Origin of the sequence: Streptomyces sp. CRCS-T-1 (genome assembly GCF_024442335.1) — a bacterium.
In the GTDB taxonomy this organism is placed as follows: domain Bacteria; phylum Actinomycetota; class Actinomycetes; order Streptomycetales; family Streptomycetaceae; genus Streptomyces; species Streptomyces koelreuteriae.
The window spans coordinates 6,552,566-6,568,698 of record NZ_CP101651.1; the positions used below are offsets into that span (position 1 = coordinate 6,552,566).

The window sequence follows — 16,133 nt, forward strand, 5'->3', positions numbered from 1 at the left end:
GAGGACCCATGCCCCTTTCCTCGTACGAGCGTTACCCGCTGCTCTTCGGGCCCTCGCCCGTCCACCGTCTGCAGCGGCTGACCGAGCATCTCGGCGGCGCCTCCCTCTGGGCCAAGCGCGAGGACTGCAACTCCGGCATCGCGTACGGCGGGAACAAGACCCGCAAGCTGGAGTACCTGGTCGCCGACGCGCTCGCCCAGGGCTGCGACACGCTCGTGTCGATCGGCGGGGTGCAGTCCAACCACACCCGCCAGGTCGCGGCCGTCGCCGCCCGGGCCGGGCTCAAGTGCGTGCTCGTGCAGGAGAGCTGGGTGGACTGGCCCGACGCCGTGTACGACAAGGTCGGCAACATCCTGATCAGCCGGCTCGCCGGGGCCGATGTGCGGCTGGTGAAGGCCGGGTTCGGCATCGGGTTCAAGGAGAGCTGGGAGCAGGCGCTCAGGGAGGTCGAGGAGGGCGGCGGGAAGCCGTACGCCATTCCGGCCGGTGCCTCCGACCATCCGCTCGGCGGCCTCGGCTTCGCCGCCTGGGCCCATGAAGTGGTGCGGCAGGAGCGGGAGCTGGGCGTCTTCTTCGACACCGTCGTCGTGTGCTCGGTGACCGGGTCGACGCAGGCCGGCATGGTCGCCGGGTTCGCCGCGCTGGAGGAGGCGGGCGGGCGGCCCCGGCGCGTGCTCGGCATCGACGCCTCGGCCAAGCCGGCCGCCACCCGCACGCAGATCGCCCGGATCGCTCACAAGACCGGGCAGCTCATCGGCCTCAAGCGTGAGCTGACCGAGTCCGACGTCGAACTCGACGAGCGGTACCACGCGGGCATCTACGGCATCCCCGACGAGACCACCCTGGCGGCGATGCGCCTGGCGGCCCGCACGGAGGGCATGGTCACCGACCCCGTCTATGAGGGGAAGTCCATGGCCGGGATGATCGACCTGGTCTCGAACGGAGAGATCGGCCGCGACTCCACGGCCCTCTACGCCCATCTCGGCGGGCAGCCGGCGCTGAACGCCTACAGCGCGCTGTTCTGACGGCTTCTCGGGAATCAACCCGCCGGGGCCCGGGTTGTCTGCGGATACCCGAGATCACGGAGGATCCCCATGCCCGAGGAATCAGCCGTCCGAGAGCTGCGACTCGTCGTGACCGCCGACGACTACGACGCCGCGTTGCACTTCTACCGGGACGTGCTCGGCCTGAGCGAGCAGGCCGCCTTCGCCTCGGAAGGCGGGCGGGTCACGATCCTCGACGCCGGGCGGGCCACGCTGGAGCTGACCGATCCGAACCACGCGGCGTTCATCGACGACGTGGAGGTGGGGCGGCGGGTGGCCGGTCATGTCCGGGTCGCCTTCCAGGTGGACGACTCCGTCGCCGTCACGGCGAAGCTCGCCGCCGCCGGGGCTGCGGTCGTCGCCGAGCCGACGCGCACCCCCTGGAACTCCCTGAACTCCCGGCTGGAGGCCCCCGGCGCCCTGCAGCTGACGCTGTTCACCGAGCTCGGCGACTGAGCGGCCCGTCCCGCTGCCCTGCCGGGCCGCGTCCGGCGCCGGATAAAGTGCTCAGCGTGTGGACCGACAATCAGCGGGTGGAGCCGGGTGACGAGCGGCCCGACGGTGCCCGGCGCCGGGCCACGATCCATGACGTCGCGCGGCTGGCCGGGGTGTCACGCCAGACGGTCTCCCGGGCGGTCAACGACAAGGGCGAGATCGACCCGGGCACCAAGGAGCGGGTGCTGGAGGCGGCGCGGCTCCTGGACTACCGGCCCAGCCGGTTCGCGCGCGGACTCGTGCAGAAGGGCGCGGTGACGGCGGGGCTGGTCATCCCGGACCTGCGCAACCCCTTCTTCCCCGAGGTGGCCGCCGGTGTGCTGGAGGCGGCCGAGCAACGCGGCTGGCAGGTCGTCGTATGGGACTCCCGTATCGACGACGCCAGGGAGCGGCAGGCGCTCGACGTGCTCTCCCACCAGGCGGACGCGGTCGTGGGCTACTTCAAGGACTCGGACGAGGTGCTCACCCGGCACCTCGGGGGCGTGCCGCTGGTGCTGCTGGAGCGCGGCCCGCAGCAGACCCGGTTCGCGGCCGTCGGCATCGACGCCTCCGCCGGTGTCGAGCAGGGCATCGCCCACCTGGTGCAGTCCGGGCACCGTCGGATCGGCATGCTGGACGGCGAGCATGGACCCGGGGCCCGGAGGAAGGCCTTCCTCGAGCAGGTACGGCGGCACGGTCTGCCCGTCGACGAGAGCTGGATCGTGCTGTGCCCCGAGCACAGCGTGGCCGGGGGCGAGTCCGGCATGGAGCGGCTGCTGGACGCGCGGCCGGAGATCACCGCGGTCTTCGGCTTCAACGACCTGATCGCGGTCGGGGCGATGCGCACCGCCCGGCGCCGTGGCCGCAGGGTGCCGGACGATCTGGCCGTGCTGGGCTTCGACGGTCTCTCCCTGGGCGAGCTGGTGGACCCCGCCCTGACCACGCTGCACATCGACAAGCGGCAGCTGGGACGGCTCGCCGTGGAGCAGATGGCCCGGCTGTGCGCCGGTGAGGAGCCGCTGCGGGGCGCGGACGCGTGGATCACCCCCGAGCTGGTCGTGCGCGAGTCCGCCTGACCTCCCGGGCCGTCGTGCCCGTCGCCAGATCGGCTGTGCCGTTCCCTTGACACCGGTTTTCGGGCGCCCCGATACTCAACGGCAACGCTCACGTGAACGTTCACGAACCCCCAGAAGTCCCCATCGCGGGACCGTCGGCCCGACTACCAGGCGCCCGCCGACATCGTTGTCTTCGCTTCCTCATCCCGGAAGCGCCCGAAGCATCTGAAGCATCCGAAGCGTCCCCCCATCCCCGTGAGAACGGGCCCGCGGCAGTGCCTTCCCCCCGGCCGCGGTACGCCCGGAAAGCGAGTGCGCGCCCATGGAACACCGAACGATGTCCCGCAGACGCTTTCTGGGGGCCTCCCTCGGCGGCGCGGGCGCGGGCCTGCTCGGGCTGACCGGATGCGGGGGAGAGGCGGGCTCTGCCTCCGCCGGCACGGACCACCTCAGCCTCTGGTACTGGAAGGGCTCGCTCAGCGACCAGCTGCTCGCCACCGCCCGGCGCGGTGTCCCCGGGGTGCCGGGGCTGCGGGTGAAGGGCTCCCAGATCCCGGACGGCGACATCGACTCCAAGGTGCGTACAAGTCTCGCCGCCCGCGCCTACGTTCCTGACCTGACGGTCGTCAACAGCGACAACCTCGCCACGTTCTTCCCCGACGAGAACGAGTTCCTCGACCTGCGCACGCTCGGCGCGGAGTCCGTCCGCGACCAGTACCTCGACTGGAAGTGGAAGGCCTGCTTCACCCCGACGGGCAGGATGATCGGCTTCCCGCTGGACGCCGGTCCCACCGCGCTCTACTACCGCCGGGACCTCTTCCGGGACGCCGGACTGCCCCATGAACCGGCGGACGTCGCCGAGGAGATCCCCACCTGGGAGAAGTTCATCGCCGCCGGACGGACCCTGCGGGCCAAGGGGCCCGGCAAGCCCTGCCTGCTGAGCAACATCGGCAACGTCTTCCAGCAGGTCCTGCTGCAGAGCCCGAAGCAGTTCGTGGACGCCGAGAACCGCTTCATCGGCGATCAGGAGCACGTCCGGCGCGCCTGGGATCTCTCCGTGGAGATCCTCCGGCAGCAGCTCAGCGCCGGGATCACCGACGGGACACCGGACTTCAACGCGGCCATGAGCGGCGGCCGGGTCGCCACCATGACCACGGCGGTGTGGGCCATCTACGGCCTGAAGGACACCGCCCCCAAGACCTCCGGATCCTGGCGGCTGACCACCTTGCCCGACGGCCCCTGCAACTACGGCGGCTCCTACGTCACCCTGACCCGCTACTGCCGGGAACCGGAAGCGGCCTTCGCCTTCCTGAAGTGGATGCTCAGCCCCGCGAACCAGCTCAAGAGCTACCAGGAGATGGCCCTGTTCCCCACCACTCCGGCCTCCTACGCCGACCCGGCGATGCACAAGCCCGACCCCTTCTTCGGCGGTCAGCAGCCCATCGACGTCTTCGGCCCGGCCGCCCGGAAGGCCCCGGTCGTCTGGTTCAGCCCCTACGAGGAGACCGCCAACACCCCGTTCTTCCAGGAGCTGACCAATGTGGAGATGCTCGGCAAGAACCCCGAACGGGCGTGGCGGGACGCCGTGAACACGGCCGAGACCACGCTGTCCCGGGTGGGGGTGAGCTGACATGGCCACGGTTCTGGACCCGGCCGGGGCGCCGGCGGCCGACGAGCGGCCACCTGCCCGCCGTACCAAGTCCACCACCCCGGGCGGACGCAGGCGTCACCTCCCGCCCCTGCTCGCCATCTCCCCGTTCTACGTGCTGTTCGCCGTCTTCGGCGCCTTCCCGATCGTCTTCTCCGTCTATCTGTCCTTCCAGGACTGGGACGGCATCGGGGACATGCGCTTCGTCGGACTCCAGCAGTACGGCTGGCTGCTGCGGGACTCGGTGTTCTGGCACTCGGTGCTCAACACCTTCGAGATCTGGTTCCTGTCGACGGTGCCGATGCTGTTCCTGGCCCTGGTGCTGGCGTTCCTGCTGCACTCGCAGGTCCGCTTCACGGGCGCCTACCGGGTGGCGTACTTCATCCCCAACGTGACCTCGATGGTCGCCATGACCGTCGTCTTCGGCTCGGTCTTCGCCCAGGCGGGCCTCGCCAACGCGGTGCTGCGGGCGATCGGCGTGGACGGGATCGGCTGGCTGTCCTCGGAGTGGGGCATCAAGTCCTCCGTCTCCCTGATGATCATCTGGCGGTGGGTCGGCTACAACGCGCTGATCTTCCTGGCGGGCCTCCAGGCCATCCCCACCGAGCACTTCGAGGCCGCCCGCGTCGACGGCGCGAACAGCCGGCAGACCCTCTTCCGGGTCGTGCTGCCGCAACTGCGGCCCGTGGTGCTGTTCGCCGCCGTCACCTCCACCATCAACGGCCTGCAGATCTTCACCGAGTCCCAGGTGCTCTTCCAGTCGACCGACACCGGAACCACGGGCGGTCCGGGCCAGGAAGGGATGACCATCGTGCTCTATCTGTGGCAGAAGGCCTTCAAGGAGCACCAGTTCGGCTACGGCGCCGCGATGGGCTGGGTCCTCTTCGCGATCATCGCGATCTTCACCATCATCAACTGGCGGCTGGTCTCCGGCTCGGACGACGACCGCCGTCCCGGCCTCGCCGGTCTGCTGCGCCGGAAGGGGGCCCGCGATGGCCGCTGACGACAGGACGACCTCCAGCGCCCACTTGGCCATCGGCTCCGGCAGCAGGCTCAGCCGGATCGGCGTCCGGGCGACGCTGCTGTTCGGTGTGCTGGTCTCGCTGTTCCCCTTCTACTGGCTGGTGGTGCTGGCCTCCGGCACCACGCAGGACATCTACCGCTACCCGCCCAAGCTGCTGCCCGGGCCGCATCTGCTGGACAACATGGGGCGGGTGCTCGACACCGTCGACTTCTTCGGCTCGCTGTTCAACACCGTCGTCGTCGCCGTGCTCGGGACCGTCCTGGTGCTGTTCTTCGACTCGCTGGCCGCTTTCGCCTTCGCCAAGTACGAGTTCCCGGCGAAGAAGTTCCTCTTCGGCATGCTGCTGGTGACGTACATGATCCCGGCGCAGCTCTCCCTGGTGCCGCAGTTCGTCACCATGGCCGAGTTCGGCTGGGCGGGCTCGCTGAAGGCGCTGATCATCCCCAGCGCGGCGAACGCGTTCGGCATCTTCTGGATGCGCCAGTACGCCCAGAACTCACTGCCGGACGAGCTGCTGGACGCGGGGCGGATCGACGGCGCCGGATTCTTCCGCCTCTACTGGACGGTCGCCGTGCCGCTGTTCCGCCCGGCCCTCGCCTTCCTCGGCATCTTCACCTTCATCGGCCTGTGGAACGACTACATCTGGCCCCTGGTCGTCATGATCGACCCGGACAGGGTCACCCTCCAGGTCGCCCTCGCGAACCTCAACGTCCTCTACAACACCGACTACTCCCTGGTGATGGCGGGCGCGTTGATGAGCGTCATCCCGCTGATCCTGGTCTTCCTGATCGGTGCGCGGCACTTCCTGCGGGACTTGGCGGCGGGGGCCATGAAGATGTGAGGTGACACTGCGACGTGAGCAAGGGGAAGGATGGGGACATGCGCGACGGATTAGCGTGGCTGGCCCGCGAGGATCTCACCTGGCTGGGGTACTGCGTCACCCTGGCCCGGGGTGTGGAGCCCGGGGAACTGGTGCGGCGTCTCAGCGGTGACGAGCCCCCCGAGGAGCTCGGCGACCGGGGAGCGGAGGAACTGGTCGACTTCCTGGACCGGCGCGACCGGGACCGCGGCCGGGACGACGGTGTCGCGGTGCGGTACGGCACGAGCGCGGACCTGTCCTTCGCCGTGGCGTACGGGGAGTGGCCCGGACGCCTGGGGCCCGGCTACACCGACGGCCTGTCCGGGCAGGACGATCATGTGTTCCAGCTCTACTACGAGACGCAGAATCCGAAGCGGCCGCCGCCGGAGTTCAGCTACTTCCGTGACGGCGGCTACGTCTGCGGCTTCCAGATGTACATGCACACCTGGTCGCACGAGATCACCGGCCCGCACCCGGAGCTGCTCAGCGACGCGGTCCGGGCGGCGGGCGTCCCGGACGAGGAGGACAGGGGCTCGGCCCACGCCAGGTCCCTCGCCGTGGTGGAGCAGGTGTTCGGCCTGACTCTCCCTCGCGACCAGGTGCTGCACCGGGCCGTCCCCGCCGCTCTGATCAGGGGGCAGACACCGGCCTGACCTGCCGGCGTTCTCGGCCCCGGGTTTCGATCTAAGGTACGGAGCGGGGTCCCCGGTTCGTGAGGAGTTGCTGCGTGGCGCAGGTCAGGCCCATGCGGGCGGATGCCCGGCGTAACTACGAGCGGTTGCTGAAGGCGGCCGTGGAGGCCTTCGCCGAGCACGGGGAGAGCGCGTCGCTCGACGACATCGCGAAGCGGGCCGGGGTGGGGTCCGGCACGCTGTACCGGCACTTTCCGACCCGGCAGGCGCTGCTGGAGGCCGTGTATCTCGACCGCATCGAGGCGATCGCGGCCCGGGCGGACGAGCTGGCGGCCGGGCTGCCGCCGGGTGAGGCGCTGGTGGAGTGGCTGTACGAGCTCGGTGCCGGGCTGATCGAGGTGCGTGGGCTCAAGGCGCTGCTGGGTCCGGCCGTCACGGACACGGGCGCCCCGGTGGGGACGGCCTGCGGTGACTCGGTGAAGGGCGCGGCGGGGCGGCTGGTGCGGGCGGCGCGGGAGGTGGGTGCGCTGCGGGGGGACGTCGAGCCGGTCGATGTGCTGCGGCTGGTCCATGGTGTCGCTGTGGCGGCGGAGCTGGCCGATGCGGAGTGTGGGTATGTGCGGCGGTATTTGATGCTGTTGGTGGAGGGGCTGCGGCCGAGGGGTGTGTCCCGGGCGCCGTAGGGGTGCGGGGTTTTTTTTGGGGGGGGCGGGAGGTGGGGGCTTGTCGCGCAGTTCCCCGCGCCCCTGGAGGGGCGCGGGGAGTCTAGGCCGTTCTCTTACAGGGCCTGGGCTGCCGGCTTGACCATGCCCCTGACCGTGCGGGACTTCACGAAGTCGCCCATCGCCGTCATGTCCCACTCGCCGGAGAACTGGCGGATCAGCTTGGCCATCATCACGCCGGTCTGGGGTTCGGCGCTGGTGAGGTCGAAGCGGACCAGTTCCTCGCCCGTCGTGCCGTCCAGGAGGCGGCAGTAGGCCTTGGCGACCTCGGTGAACTTCTGGCCGGAGAAGGAGTTGACCGTGAAGACCAGGCCGGTGACCTCCTGGGGCAGCCGGCCGAGGTCGACCACGATCACCTCGTCGTCCCCGCCGCCCTCGCCCGTGAGGTTGTCGCCGGAGTGCTTGATCGCGCCGCCCACGATCTGGAGCTTGCCGAAGTAGCAGCTGTCGATGTGGTTGCGCTGCGGCCCGTAGGCGATGACCGAGGCGTCGAGGTCGATGTCCTTGCCGCGGTACGCCGGCTCCCAGCCGAGGCCCATCTTGACCGAGGAGAGCAGGGGGCGGCCGCCCTTGACGAGGGAGACGGTCTGGTTCTTCTGGAGGCTGACGCGGCCCTTGTCGAGGTTGATCTTCCCGGCGCCGGGCGCGGGCGGCGGGGGAGGGGTGGCCGGGGCCGGGGGCGCAGCGGGCGTGGAGACCGGCGGGGCCGGCGGGGCCGGCGGGGCCACCGGCGGCTGCATCGGGGCCGGCGGCGGGGTCACCGGCTGGGCGGGGGTCACGGGCTGGGCCGGGGCGGCCGGTTCCTCCACCGTCACACCGAAGTCCGTGGCGATGCCCGCGAGGCCGTTGGCGTAGCCCTGGCCGACCGCGCGGGCCTTCCACTGGCCGCCTCGCAGATAGATCTCCACGATCACCAGGGCCGTCTCGCTGCCGAGCTGCGGCGGGGTGAAGGAGGCCAGGACGGAGCTGTCGTCCGCGTTGCGGATCGTGGCGGTCGGCTCCACGCCCTGGAAGGTCTGGCCCGCGGCATCCGGGCTGGCGGTGACGATGATCTTCTCGATGCCGGGGGGCACGGCCGCCGTGTCGACCGTGATCGCGTCGGGCGCGGTGCCGCCGCCGGAGCGGTACGTCACGCCCGGGCCCGACGGCTGGTTGTAGAAGATGAAGTCGTCGTCGGAGCGCACCTTGCCGTCGGCGGTGAGCAGCAGGCCCGATACGTCGAGCCGCACGGGAGCGGCGACGTCCACCGTCACGCGGGCGGCGGACAGGGGGATGTTCGAGCCGGGGGTCATAGCTGTCATGCCGGGTGAACGAGCGAGGCGGTTTTGCCGTTCCCTTACCTTGGGGCCAATCGGGTCAGCGGCGATTGCGGGGGTGATCGCGGGCGGTGCGTTCGTTGCCCCGCTTGTAGTTGCCGGTCCAGCGGGCCATGACGAGCTGGGGGTCGGGGCTCTCGACCTCGGTGAGGAACTGGGCGGCGCGGGGGCCGTTCAGGGTGGTGGCGGGGCGGCCGTGGTGGGTGATGCGGACGGTTCCGCCGGTGTGTTCCTCGTAGCTGAATCCGTGAGGTCGTGGCATGCCGTGAGGGTACGGGGCGGGGGACCGGTGCCCCAGCGGTTTTCGCGTCGGCGGCCTTCGCCCCGGTCGGCGAGGCGGAGATCACCTGGGCTGCGAGGCCGAACCGCGGAGAATGGGGCGATGGAGCATCACGTCGTCGGGATCCCGGAGTTGACCGGAGTTCCCCGTGTCGCCGTCGTCATCGATGTCATGCGTGCCTTCACCGTGGCCGCCTGGGCCTTCTCGCGTGGAGTCGAGAAAATAGTCCTGGCCTCGACGGAGAGCGAGGCACTCGCCCTGAAGGAGAGCCGCCCGGGCTGGCTGGCTCTGAAGGACGGGGCCCTGGCGGAGGGCTTCGACGCGGTGAACTCACCCGGCCTGCTCAGATCCCGCGACTTCACCGGGCGCACACTCGTGCAGAAGACGACGGCGGGAACCGTGGGCGCCCTGGCCGTCGCGGACGCGCCGCTGGTCCTGTGCGCGAGCTTCGTGGTGGCCGGCCCGACCGCGCGGTTCCTGCGGGCCGCGGATCCCGGTCCCGTGACCTTCGTCGTCACCGGCGAGGGAGGCCAGGCCGACGAGGACCTGGCCTGCGCTGAATACATCGGTCGGCGGATGACCGGACGCGATGTGGAGGCGGCCCCGTATCTGCACCGCGCGCGGACGTCTCGTGCCGCGGCGGACCTCGCCGGGGGGCTGCGGAGCGGCTACCACCCCGACGATGTCGATCTCTGCCTGGAGATCGACAGGTTCCCCTTCGCGATGGTGGCTCGCCAGGAGGACTCATCGACGGTGCTCCGTCCCGTCGCGGTGCCCGAGGTCCCGTCCGGCGACGGCACCGGGCGCCATTGACAGCCGTACAGCTATCAATCCGTCGGAGATCGGAATCGGGCGGATGTTCCCCTCGGGGGTCCGGCTGCACAAGACTGGCGCGGAAGGATCTTGCACGGTCGGCCGTTCTCGGGGGACGCGTGGGGTGCGGCCGGAGGGTCGCACCCCACGCGCGGTTTCGGTCCATGAGGCCGTGCGGTCCGGCTACGGCACCACGACGATCTTCCGGCCCACACCGGACGCGAACTGCTCCAGCGCCTGCGGGTAGCGCTCCAGCGGGATGCGGTCGCTGATGAAGATCTCCGGGTCCAGCACGCCGTTCGCGAAGAGCTCCGCCGCCCGCTCGAAGCTGTGCAGCACCGCCATCGAGCCGGTGATGGTGATCTCCTGGTTGTAGATGCGGTACGGGTCGATCGTCACGCGGGTCGCATAGTCGGCCACGCCGAACTGCAGGAACGTGCCCGCCTTCGCCACCCGGTCCAGACCGTCCTGGATCGCCGCCGCGTTGCCCGTGGCGTCGACGACCAGGTCCCAGCCCTGCGGCCGGTCCAGTTCGTCGGGGTTCGCCGCCGACGCCGAGACGCCGAGGCGGCGGGCCGTCTCCAGACGGGCCGGGTTCACGTCGACGACGTCCACGCTGGCCGCGCCCGTGCGCTTGGCCAGTTCCAGCATCATCAGGCCCATCGTTCCGGAGCCGTAGATCAGGACGTGCGCGCCGAGGCGGGACCGGAGCACGTCGTAGCCGCGTACCGCGCAGGACAGCGGCTCCACGAGGGCCGCGTCCTCGGTGCGGACGTGCTCCGGGAGCTTCACGCAGTTCGCCACCGGGGCCACCGCGAACTGCGCGGCGCCGCCGGCCGTGGTCACGCCGATCGCCGCCCAGCGTTCGCAGAGGTTGTTGTGGCCCGTACGGCAGTAGCGGCACTCGTAGCAGTAGAGCGAGGGGTCGACCGCGACCCGGTCGCCCACCGACACCTCGGTGACCTGGGCGCCGACCCCAACGATCTCGCCCGCGAACTCGTGTCCGGGCACGATCGGCAGCTTCGGGGCGAACTCGCCCTGGAGGATGTGCAGATCGGTGCCGCAGAGGCCGCAGGCGGCCACTTCGACGACGACCTCGCGCGGCCCTGGCGTCGGGTCCGGGACCTCGGCGACGACGGCCTTGCCCACTGACTCGATGACGGCGGCCTTCATTTCACGGCTCCCAACGACAGGCCCTGGACCAGCTTGTCCTGGGCGGCGAACCCCGCGGCGAGCACCGGCAGGGAGATCACGAGCGACGCGGCGCACACCTTCGCCAGGAACAGGCCCTGGCTGGTGATGAAGCCGGTCAGGAAGACGGGGGCGGTCTCGGCGACCACGCCGGTCAGCACCCGTGCGAAGAGCAGTTCGTTCCAGCTGAAGATGAAGCAGATCAACGCCGTCGCGGCAATACCGGGGAGGGAGATCGGGGCGACCACGCGCGCGAGGACCGTCGGCAGTCTGGCCCCGTCCACCTTCGCCGCCTCGATCACCGCGACCGGGATCTCGGCGAGGAAGGACTGCATCATCCACACCGCGATCGGCAGGTTCATGGACGTGTAGAGGATGACCAGCAGCCAGATGTTGTCGAGCATCCCCGCGTTCTTCGCGAACAGATAGATCGGCAGCAGGCCCGCCACCACCGGCAGCATCTTCGTGGAGAGGAAGAAGAACAGGACGTCCGTCCACTTGCGCACGCGGTTGATCGACAGCGCGTACGCCGCCGGGAAGGCCAGCAGCAGCACCAGCAGGGTCGAGGCCAGGGACGCGACCGCCGAGTTGATCAGCGCCGGCCAGGGGCTCGCGCCGCCGCCCGCGCCGAAGAACTCGCGGTAGCCGTCCAGGGTCAGGGAGGCCGCGAAGGAGGGCGGGTTGGTGGCCGCGTCGGCTTCCGAGTGGAGGGACGTCAGGGCCATCCAGGCGATGGGCAGGAAGAACACGATCCCGGCCAGCCAGGCAACGAGGCCCATGCTGTTACGGCGTAGGACGTTCATGCGCGGGAGGCCTCCTCGCGGAACAGGGACGACACCACGCGCAGGGCGAAGGTGGCGATGATGATCGAGCCGATGACGACCAGGACGCCCGCGGCCGAGGCGAGGCCGTTCTCGTGGGCCTGGTAGAAGCTCTGGTAGACGGTGTAGGGGAGGTTGGCTGTGCCCAGGCCGCCGGACGTGATCGTGAAGACCGCGTCGAAGTTCTGGACGATGTAGATCGAGCCCAGCAGGGCGCCCAGTTCGAGATAGCGGCGCAGGTGGGGGAGTGTCAGATGGACGAAGATCTGCCAGTCGCTCGCCCCGTCGACCCGGGCCGCCTCGACCTGCTCGTGGTCGCGGCTCTGCAGTCCCGCGAGCAGGATCAGCATCATGAACGGCGTCCACTGCCAGACGAGGGAAGCCTCGACCGCGAGCAGCGGGGTGGTGGAGATCCAGTCGGGCTGTGGGCCGCCCACATAGTGCAACAACCCATTGAGCAGGCCGTATTCAGGGTTGTAGAGCACATGCTTCCAGAGCAGGGCCGCTGCTACCGGGACCACCAGGAACGGTGCGATCAGCAGGGTGCGGACGATGCCCCGGCCTCTGAATTTCCGGTCCAGCAGCAGGGCGAGGACGAGTCCCAGCACCAGGCTGGCCAGGACCACCGCCACCGTCAGCAGCACGGTCGTCCACACCGAGTGGCGCAGGTCCGCGTCGGTGAGGACCTCCTGGTAGTTGTCGAGGCCCGTGAAGTGGCGGGCGTCGGGATAGAGGGCGTTCCAGTCGAAGAAGGAGATCACCAGCGTGGCCACGAAGGGCAGCTGGGTGACCACGACCATGAAGATCAGGGCGGGGAGCAGCGGGGCCCGGGTGGCCCAGGCGCGCAGCCGGGCGGAGGGCCTGCGGGCCGGGGTGCGGAGCTCGGGGGAGGCCGCGGGGGCCGTTGTCGTGGCGGTCATCGTCCCTCGTACTCCTCGGAGATCTTCTCGGCGAGCGCTTGAGACTTCTTCAGGGCCGATTCGACGGACTGGCGTCCGGCGATGGCCGCGCTGATCTCCTGGGAGACCTTGGTGCCGAGGTCGGTGAACTCGGGGATGCCGACGAACTGGATGCCGGGCGCGGGCCGCGGCTGCACCCCGGGATCGTCGGGCCGGGCCCCCTCGATGGCCTCCTTGGTCATCTCCTGGAAGGCGGCGGCCTCCTTGCGGTAGTCGGCGTTGGCGTATGTCGACGCCCGCTTGCCGGCCGGGACGTTGGACCAGCCGGCTTTGTCTCCGACCAGTTCCTCGTAGCCCTTGCCGGACGCCCAGGAGACGAACTTCCAGGCGTTGTCGGGGTTGCGGGAGGACTTCTGGATGCCCCAGGCCCAGGTGTAGAGCCAGCCGGACGACTTCGTCCGCTCGACGGGTGCGGGGGCGTAGCCGACCTTGCCCTTGACCGGCGACTTCGCCGCCTCCAGGGACCCGGCCGCGGAGGTGGCGTCGTACCACATGGCGACCTTGCCCTGGGTCATGTTGTTCAGGCACTCGGCGAAACCGGACTGGGCGGCGCCGGATTCGCCGTGCTCGCGCACCAGGTCGACATAGAACTTCGTCGCCTTCACGAAGGCGGGCGAGTCCAGCTGGGCCTTCCAGTCCTTGTCGAACCAGGTGCCGCCGAAGGTGTTCACGACCGTGGTCAGGGGTGCCATGACCTCGCCCCAGCCGGGCAGGCCGCGCAGGCAGATGCCCTTCATGCCCGGTTCGGCGCCGTCCGTCTTCGCCGCGAGGTCCGCCACCTGCTGCCAGGTGGGGTGCGCGGGCATCGTCAGGCCCTGCTTCTCGAACACGTCCTTGCGGTACATCAGGAACGACGACTCGCCGTAGAAGGGCTGGCCGTAGAGCTTGCCGTCCTCCGCCGTGAGGGACTGGCGCATCGGCTTCAGGACGTCCCGCTCGTCGTAGGCCGGGTCCTTGGCGACATGGCCGTTCATCTCGTGCAGCCAGCCGTTGCGGGCGTAGATCGGTATCTCGTAGTTGGACAGGGTGGCGACGTCGTACTGGCCGGCCTGGTTGGCGAAGTCCTGGCTGATCTTGTCGCGGACGTCGTTCTCGGGCAGGACCGTGAAGTTGACCTTGATGCCCGTCTCCTTGGTGAAGTGGGCGCGGGTCAGCTTCTGCAGCTCGACCATCTGGGGGTTGTTGACCATGAGGACGTTGATGGCGTCGCCGCCGGATCCGGCCCCGCCCGCGCCGACCCAGCAGCCGGAGAGCAGCGGGGCGAGCAGCGTCCCTGCGGCGGCCGCGGCGAGCGTGGCTCGCGGTGGCCGTCGTCGGCTCTGGGTTCGCATGGATCGCTCCTGGATGTATGGGGAGATAAAGGGTGGTTCAGGGCATGGCTGCGCCCGAGGGGGGACGTCGGTGTGGTGTCAGACCCGGATGACCTGGGGTCCGAGCAGTGAGTAGCGGTGGGCTTCGGCGGTCGGCAGCAGTGTGCTCGTCACGATCGTCTCCAGTGCGCCGACCTCGGCGAACCGGCAGAAGCTGACCGCTCCGAACTTGGTGTGCACGCCCGCGAAGACTGTGCGGCGGGCGGCCCGGATCGCCTGTGTCTTGACCTCGCTGACGGCCGGGTCGGGGGTGGTGAGGCCGTGTTCGCGGGAGATGCCGTTGGCGCCGATGAACGCCAGGTCGACGACGAAGCCGGCCAGCATCTTCGTCGTCCAGTGGTCGACGGTGGCGAGGGTGCCGGAGCGGACCCGGCCGCCGAGCAGCAGGACGGAGACGGTGTCGGTCTCGGCGAGCGCGCCCGCGACCGGCAGGGACGCGGTGACCACGGTCAGCGGCCGGTCCCTGGGGAGTGCCTCGGCGATGAGCTGCGGGGTGTAGCCCTCGTCGACGAAGACGGTCTCGGCGTCCCCGAGCAGCTCGGCCGCGGCGGCCGCGATCCGGCGCTTCTCGGGGACGTGGCTGGTGGCGCGGAAGGCGAGCGTCGTCTCGAAGCCGGCGCTCTCCACGGGGTAGGCGCCGCCGTGCGTACGCCGGAGCAGGCCGTGGTCCTCCAGGACGCGCAGATCCCGCCGTACGGTCTCCTTGGCCACGCCCAGCTCGTCGGCGAGGGCGGTGACGTCGACCGCGCCGTCACGGCGTGCGACGAGCACGATCTCGCGCTGACGTTCTTCCGCGGTTCTGGTCATGGCCGTCACCCGCCTCCCTGCTGTGCTGCCCGTTCGGGCCCTCGGTCGGGCCTTGGGGGAAGTTCTACAGCGGGTGTTCGACGGTGGCCAGGTCTGTTGCGGGAGCGATCCTGCCCGTCTGTGCCCGTTCGGTCTTCGGTCAGTGCGATGGGCCGGGGGGAGGTCGTAGCTGTCTGCGGGCGCATTGTGGCTGGTCGCGCAGTTCCCCGCGCCCCTGGCGGCGTTGCCCGAATGCCCGAGCGGGCGGGTCCGTTCTCTGCCCGCTCACCGCCGGAGGCACTGTCTTCGGGTCAGTACGGCCAGATCGGCGGGTCCGTCACGAACGGGCCGCCGAGGTAGGCGTGGGCCTCGTTGCCGTCCCGCAGCTCTCCCTGCTCGGCGATCAGCTTCTCGGCGAAGGGCTCGGAGTCGTCCTGGGGGTCGTAGCCGAGCGCGCGTGCCGTGGTGAGGTCCCACCAGAGCCGGGTGTTGGCGGAGGAGCCGTAGACGACGGTGTGGCCGACGTTCTCGGCGGTCAGGCTCGCGTGGAGGAGACGGGCGCCGTCGGTCGGGCTCATCCAGATCGACAGCATGCGCACGCTGGTCGGCTCGGCGAAGCAGGAGCCGATGCGCACCGAGACCGTCTCGACGCCGTGCTTGTCCCAGTAGAACTGCGCGAGGTCTTCGCCGAAGGACTTGGACAGGCCGTAGAAGGTGTCCGGGCGGTGCGGGGTGTCGATGGGGATGAGCGGGTCGTCGCCCCGGGGGCGCGGGGTGTAGCCGACGGCGTGGTTGGAGGAGGCGAAGACGATCCGGCCGACGCCCTCCTCGCGGGCGGCCTCGTACAGGTGGTAGGTGCCCTCGATGTTCGCCTTGAGGATCTTCTCGAAGGGGGCTTCCAGGGAGATGCCCGCGAGGTGGATGATCGCGTCGACGCCCCGGACCGCCTCGCGCACGGCGTCCTTGTCGCCGAGGTCGGCGACGATCGCGTCCGGCGCGTCCTCGATCGGGCGCAGGTCGAGCAGGCGCAGCTCGTAGCCGTAGGCCGGGAGCAGGTCCCGCATCAGGGTGCCGAGGCCGCCGGCGGCGCCGGTGAGCAGAACGGTGCGGGGAGCGGGCATCCTCGGGTCTCCTTGAATG

General features: G+C 70.1%; 17 protein-coding genes. 9 read left to right on the forward strand and 8 right to left on the reverse strand.

Features of this window, described 5'->3' with window-relative positions:
- Positions 1–8 precede the first annotated feature (8 nt).
- The 8 genes from NNW99_RS29660 (at position 9) to NNW99_RS29695 (ending at position 7,418) form a co-directional block, all read left to right on the forward strand.
- Entirely contained in the window at positions 9–1,025 is a 1,017-nt protein-coding gene (locus NNW99_RS29660; protein ID WP_215122233.1) for a 1-aminocyclopropane-1-carboxylate deaminase, read from the forward strand.
- A gap of 69 nt (positions 1,026–1,094) precedes the next feature.
- On the forward strand, positions 1,095–1,499 hold the full coding sequence (locus NNW99_RS29665; protein WP_215122234.1) for a VOC family protein: 405 nt from the start codon (positions 1,095–1,097) through the stop codon (positions 1,497–1,499).
- A 56-nt stretch (positions 1,500–1,555) separates the two neighbouring features.
- Complete coding sequence (locus tag NNW99_RS29670; RefSeq protein ID WP_215122235.1) at positions 1,556–2,593, forward strand: LacI family DNA-binding transcriptional regulator; 1,038 nt, start codon at positions 1,556–1,558, stop codon at positions 2,591–2,593.
- Positions 2,594–2,909: 316 nt separating this feature from the next.
- Positions 2,910–4,202: an ABC transporter substrate-binding protein gene (locus tag NNW99_RS29675; protein ID WP_215122236.1), complete on the forward strand. Its 1,293-nt coding sequence runs from the start codon at positions 2,910–2,912 to the stop codon at positions 4,200–4,202.
- 1 nt (position 4,203) lies between these two features.
- On the forward strand, positions 4,204–5,223 hold the full coding sequence (locus NNW99_RS29680) for a carbohydrate ABC transporter permease (protein ID WP_215122237.1): 1,020 nt from the start codon (positions 4,204–4,206) through the stop codon (positions 5,221–5,223).
- Complete coding sequence (locus NNW99_RS29685; RefSeq protein ID WP_215122238.1) at positions 5,213–6,085, forward strand: carbohydrate ABC transporter permease; 873 nt, start codon at positions 5,213–5,215, stop codon at positions 6,083–6,085. Before NNW99_RS29680 ends, NNW99_RS29685 begins: the two co-directional genes overlap by 11 nt.
- A 38-nt stretch (positions 6,086–6,123) precedes the next feature.
- Positions 6,124–6,756: a DUF6461 domain-containing protein gene (locus tag NNW99_RS29690; protein WP_215122239.1), complete on the forward strand. Its 633-nt coding sequence runs from the start codon at positions 6,124–6,126 to the stop codon at positions 6,754–6,756.
- A gap of 74 nt (positions 6,757–6,830) precedes the next feature.
- A complete protein-coding gene (locus tag NNW99_RS29695) occupies positions 6,831–7,418 on the forward strand; it encodes a TetR/AcrR family transcriptional regulator (RefSeq protein WP_215122240.1) in 588 nt (195 codons plus the stop codon).
- Positions 7,419–7,513: 95 nt separating this feature from the next.
- Here NNW99_RS29695 and NNW99_RS29700 read toward each other — a convergent pair whose 3' ends face one another.
- A complete protein-coding gene (locus tag NNW99_RS29700) occupies positions 7,514–8,749 on the reverse strand; it encodes a TerD family protein (RefSeq protein ID WP_215124507.1) in 1,236 nt (411 codons plus the stop codon).
- A gap of 64 nt (positions 8,750–8,813) precedes the next feature.
- Positions 8,814–9,035 (reverse strand): hypothetical protein, encoded by a 222-nt coding sequence (locus NNW99_RS29705; protein WP_215122241.1) that lies wholly within the window; start codon positions 9,033–9,035, stop codon positions 8,814–8,816.
- A gap of 120 nt (positions 9,036–9,155) precedes the next feature.
- Here NNW99_RS29705 and NNW99_RS29710 point away from each other — a divergent pair, with 120 nt between their 5' ends.
- Positions 9,156–9,866 (forward strand): 2-phosphosulfolactate phosphatase, encoded by a 711-nt coding sequence (locus NNW99_RS29710; RefSeq protein ID WP_215122242.1) that lies wholly within the window; start codon positions 9,156–9,158, stop codon positions 9,864–9,866.
- Positions 9,867–10,049: 183 nt separating this feature from the next.
- Here the strand turns inward: NNW99_RS29710 and NNW99_RS29715 are convergent, their stop codons facing one another.
- The 6 genes from NNW99_RS29715 to NNW99_RS29740 form a co-directional block, all read right to left on the reverse strand.
- Positions 10,050–11,039 carry a zinc-dependent alcohol dehydrogenase family protein gene (locus NNW99_RS29715; RefSeq protein WP_215122243.1) on the reverse strand — a complete coding sequence of 330 codons (990 nt, stop codon included), beginning with the start codon at positions 11,037–11,039 and terminating at the stop codon, positions 10,050–10,052.
- On the reverse strand, positions 11,036–11,860 hold the full coding sequence (locus tag NNW99_RS29720) for a carbohydrate ABC transporter permease (RefSeq protein ID WP_215122244.1): 825 nt from the start codon (positions 11,858–11,860) through the stop codon (positions 11,036–11,038). The genes NNW99_RS29715 and NNW99_RS29720 overlap by 4 nt, the downstream gene beginning before the upstream one ends.
- Positions 11,857–12,798 (reverse strand): carbohydrate ABC transporter permease, encoded by a 942-nt coding sequence (locus tag NNW99_RS29725; RefSeq protein ID WP_215122245.1) that lies wholly within the window; start codon positions 12,796–12,798, stop codon positions 11,857–11,859. The genes NNW99_RS29720 and NNW99_RS29725 overlap by 4 nt, the downstream gene beginning before the upstream one ends.
- The gene (locus NNW99_RS29730) at positions 12,795–14,168 is read right to left on the reverse strand and encodes a sugar ABC transporter substrate-binding protein (RefSeq protein WP_215122246.1); all 1,374 of its coding nucleotides are present in this window, start codon (positions 14,166–14,168) and stop codon (positions 12,795–12,797) included. Before NNW99_RS29730 ends, NNW99_RS29725 begins: the two co-directional genes overlap by 4 nt.
- A gap of 78 nt (positions 14,169–14,246) precedes the next feature.
- Positions 14,247–15,014, reverse strand: a complete 768-nt coding sequence (locus tag NNW99_RS29735) for a DeoR/GlpR family DNA-binding transcription regulator (protein ID WP_215122247.1) — start codon at positions 15,012–15,014, stop codon at positions 14,247–14,249.
- Between the two features lie 290 nt (positions 15,015–15,304).
- Entirely contained in the window at positions 15,305–16,114 is an 810-nt protein-coding gene (locus NNW99_RS29740) for an NAD(P)-dependent oxidoreductase (protein WP_215122248.1), read from the reverse strand.
- Positions 16,115–16,133 lie beyond the last annotated feature (19 nt).

Bases quoted from the DNA above. Each gene is read 5' to 3' on its own strand.
- NNW99_RS29665 (WP_215122234.1), top strand. From the start codon at position 1,095: ATGCCCGAGGAATCAGCCGTCCGAGAGCTGCGACTCGTCGTGACCGCC.
- NNW99_RS29715 (WP_215122243.1), bottom strand. From the start codon at position 11,039: ATGAAGGCCGCCGTCATCGAGTCAGTGGGCAAGGCCGTCGTCGCCGAG.
- NNW99_RS29730 (WP_215122246.1), bottom strand. From the start codon at position 14,168: ATGCGAACCCAGAGCCGACGACGGCCACCGCGAGCCACGCTCGCCGCG.
- NNW99_RS29700 (WP_215124507.1), bottom strand. From the start codon at position 8,749: ATGACCCCCGGCTCGAACATCCCCCTGTCCGCCGCCCGCGTGACGGTG.
- NNW99_RS29720 (WP_215122244.1), bottom strand. From the start codon at position 11,860: ATGAACGTCCTACGCCGTAACAGCATGGGCCTCGTTGCCTGGCTGGCC.
- NNW99_RS29675 (WP_215122236.1), top strand. From the start codon at position 2,910: ATGTCCCGCAGACGCTTTCTGGGGGCCTCCCTCGGCGGCGCGGGCGCG.
- NNW99_RS29735 (WP_215122247.1), bottom strand. From the start codon at position 15,014: ATGACCAGAACCGCGGAAGAACGTCAGCGCGAGATCGTGCTCGTCGCA.
- NNW99_RS29740 (WP_215122248.1), bottom strand. From the start codon at position 16,114: ATGCCCGCTCCCCGCACCGTTCTGCTCACCGGCGCCGCCGGCGGCCTC.
- NNW99_RS29680 (WP_215122237.1), top strand. From the start codon at position 4,204: ATGGCCACGGTTCTGGACCCGGCCGGGGCGCCGGCGGCCGACGAGCGG.
- NNW99_RS29660 (WP_215122233.1), top strand. From the start codon at position 9: ATGCCCCTTTCCTCGTACGAGCGTTACCCGCTGCTCTTCGGGCCCTCG.
- NNW99_RS29705 (WP_215122241.1), bottom strand. From the start codon at position 9,035: ATGCCACGACCTCACGGATTCAGCTACGAGGAACACACCGGCGGAACC.
- NNW99_RS29710 (WP_215122242.1), top strand. From the start codon at position 9,156: ATGGAGCATCACGTCGTCGGGATCCCGGAGTTGACCGGAGTTCCCCGT.
- NNW99_RS29685 (WP_215122238.1), top strand. From the start codon at position 5,213: ATGGCCGCTGACGACAGGACGACCTCCAGCGCCCACTTGGCCATCGGC.
- NNW99_RS29725 (WP_215122245.1), bottom strand. From the start codon at position 12,798: ATGACCGCCACGACAACGGCCCCCGCGGCCTCCCCCGAGCTCCGCACC.
- NNW99_RS29690 (WP_215122239.1), top strand. From the start codon at position 6,124: ATGCGCGACGGATTAGCGTGGCTGGCCCGCGAGGATCTCACCTGGCTG.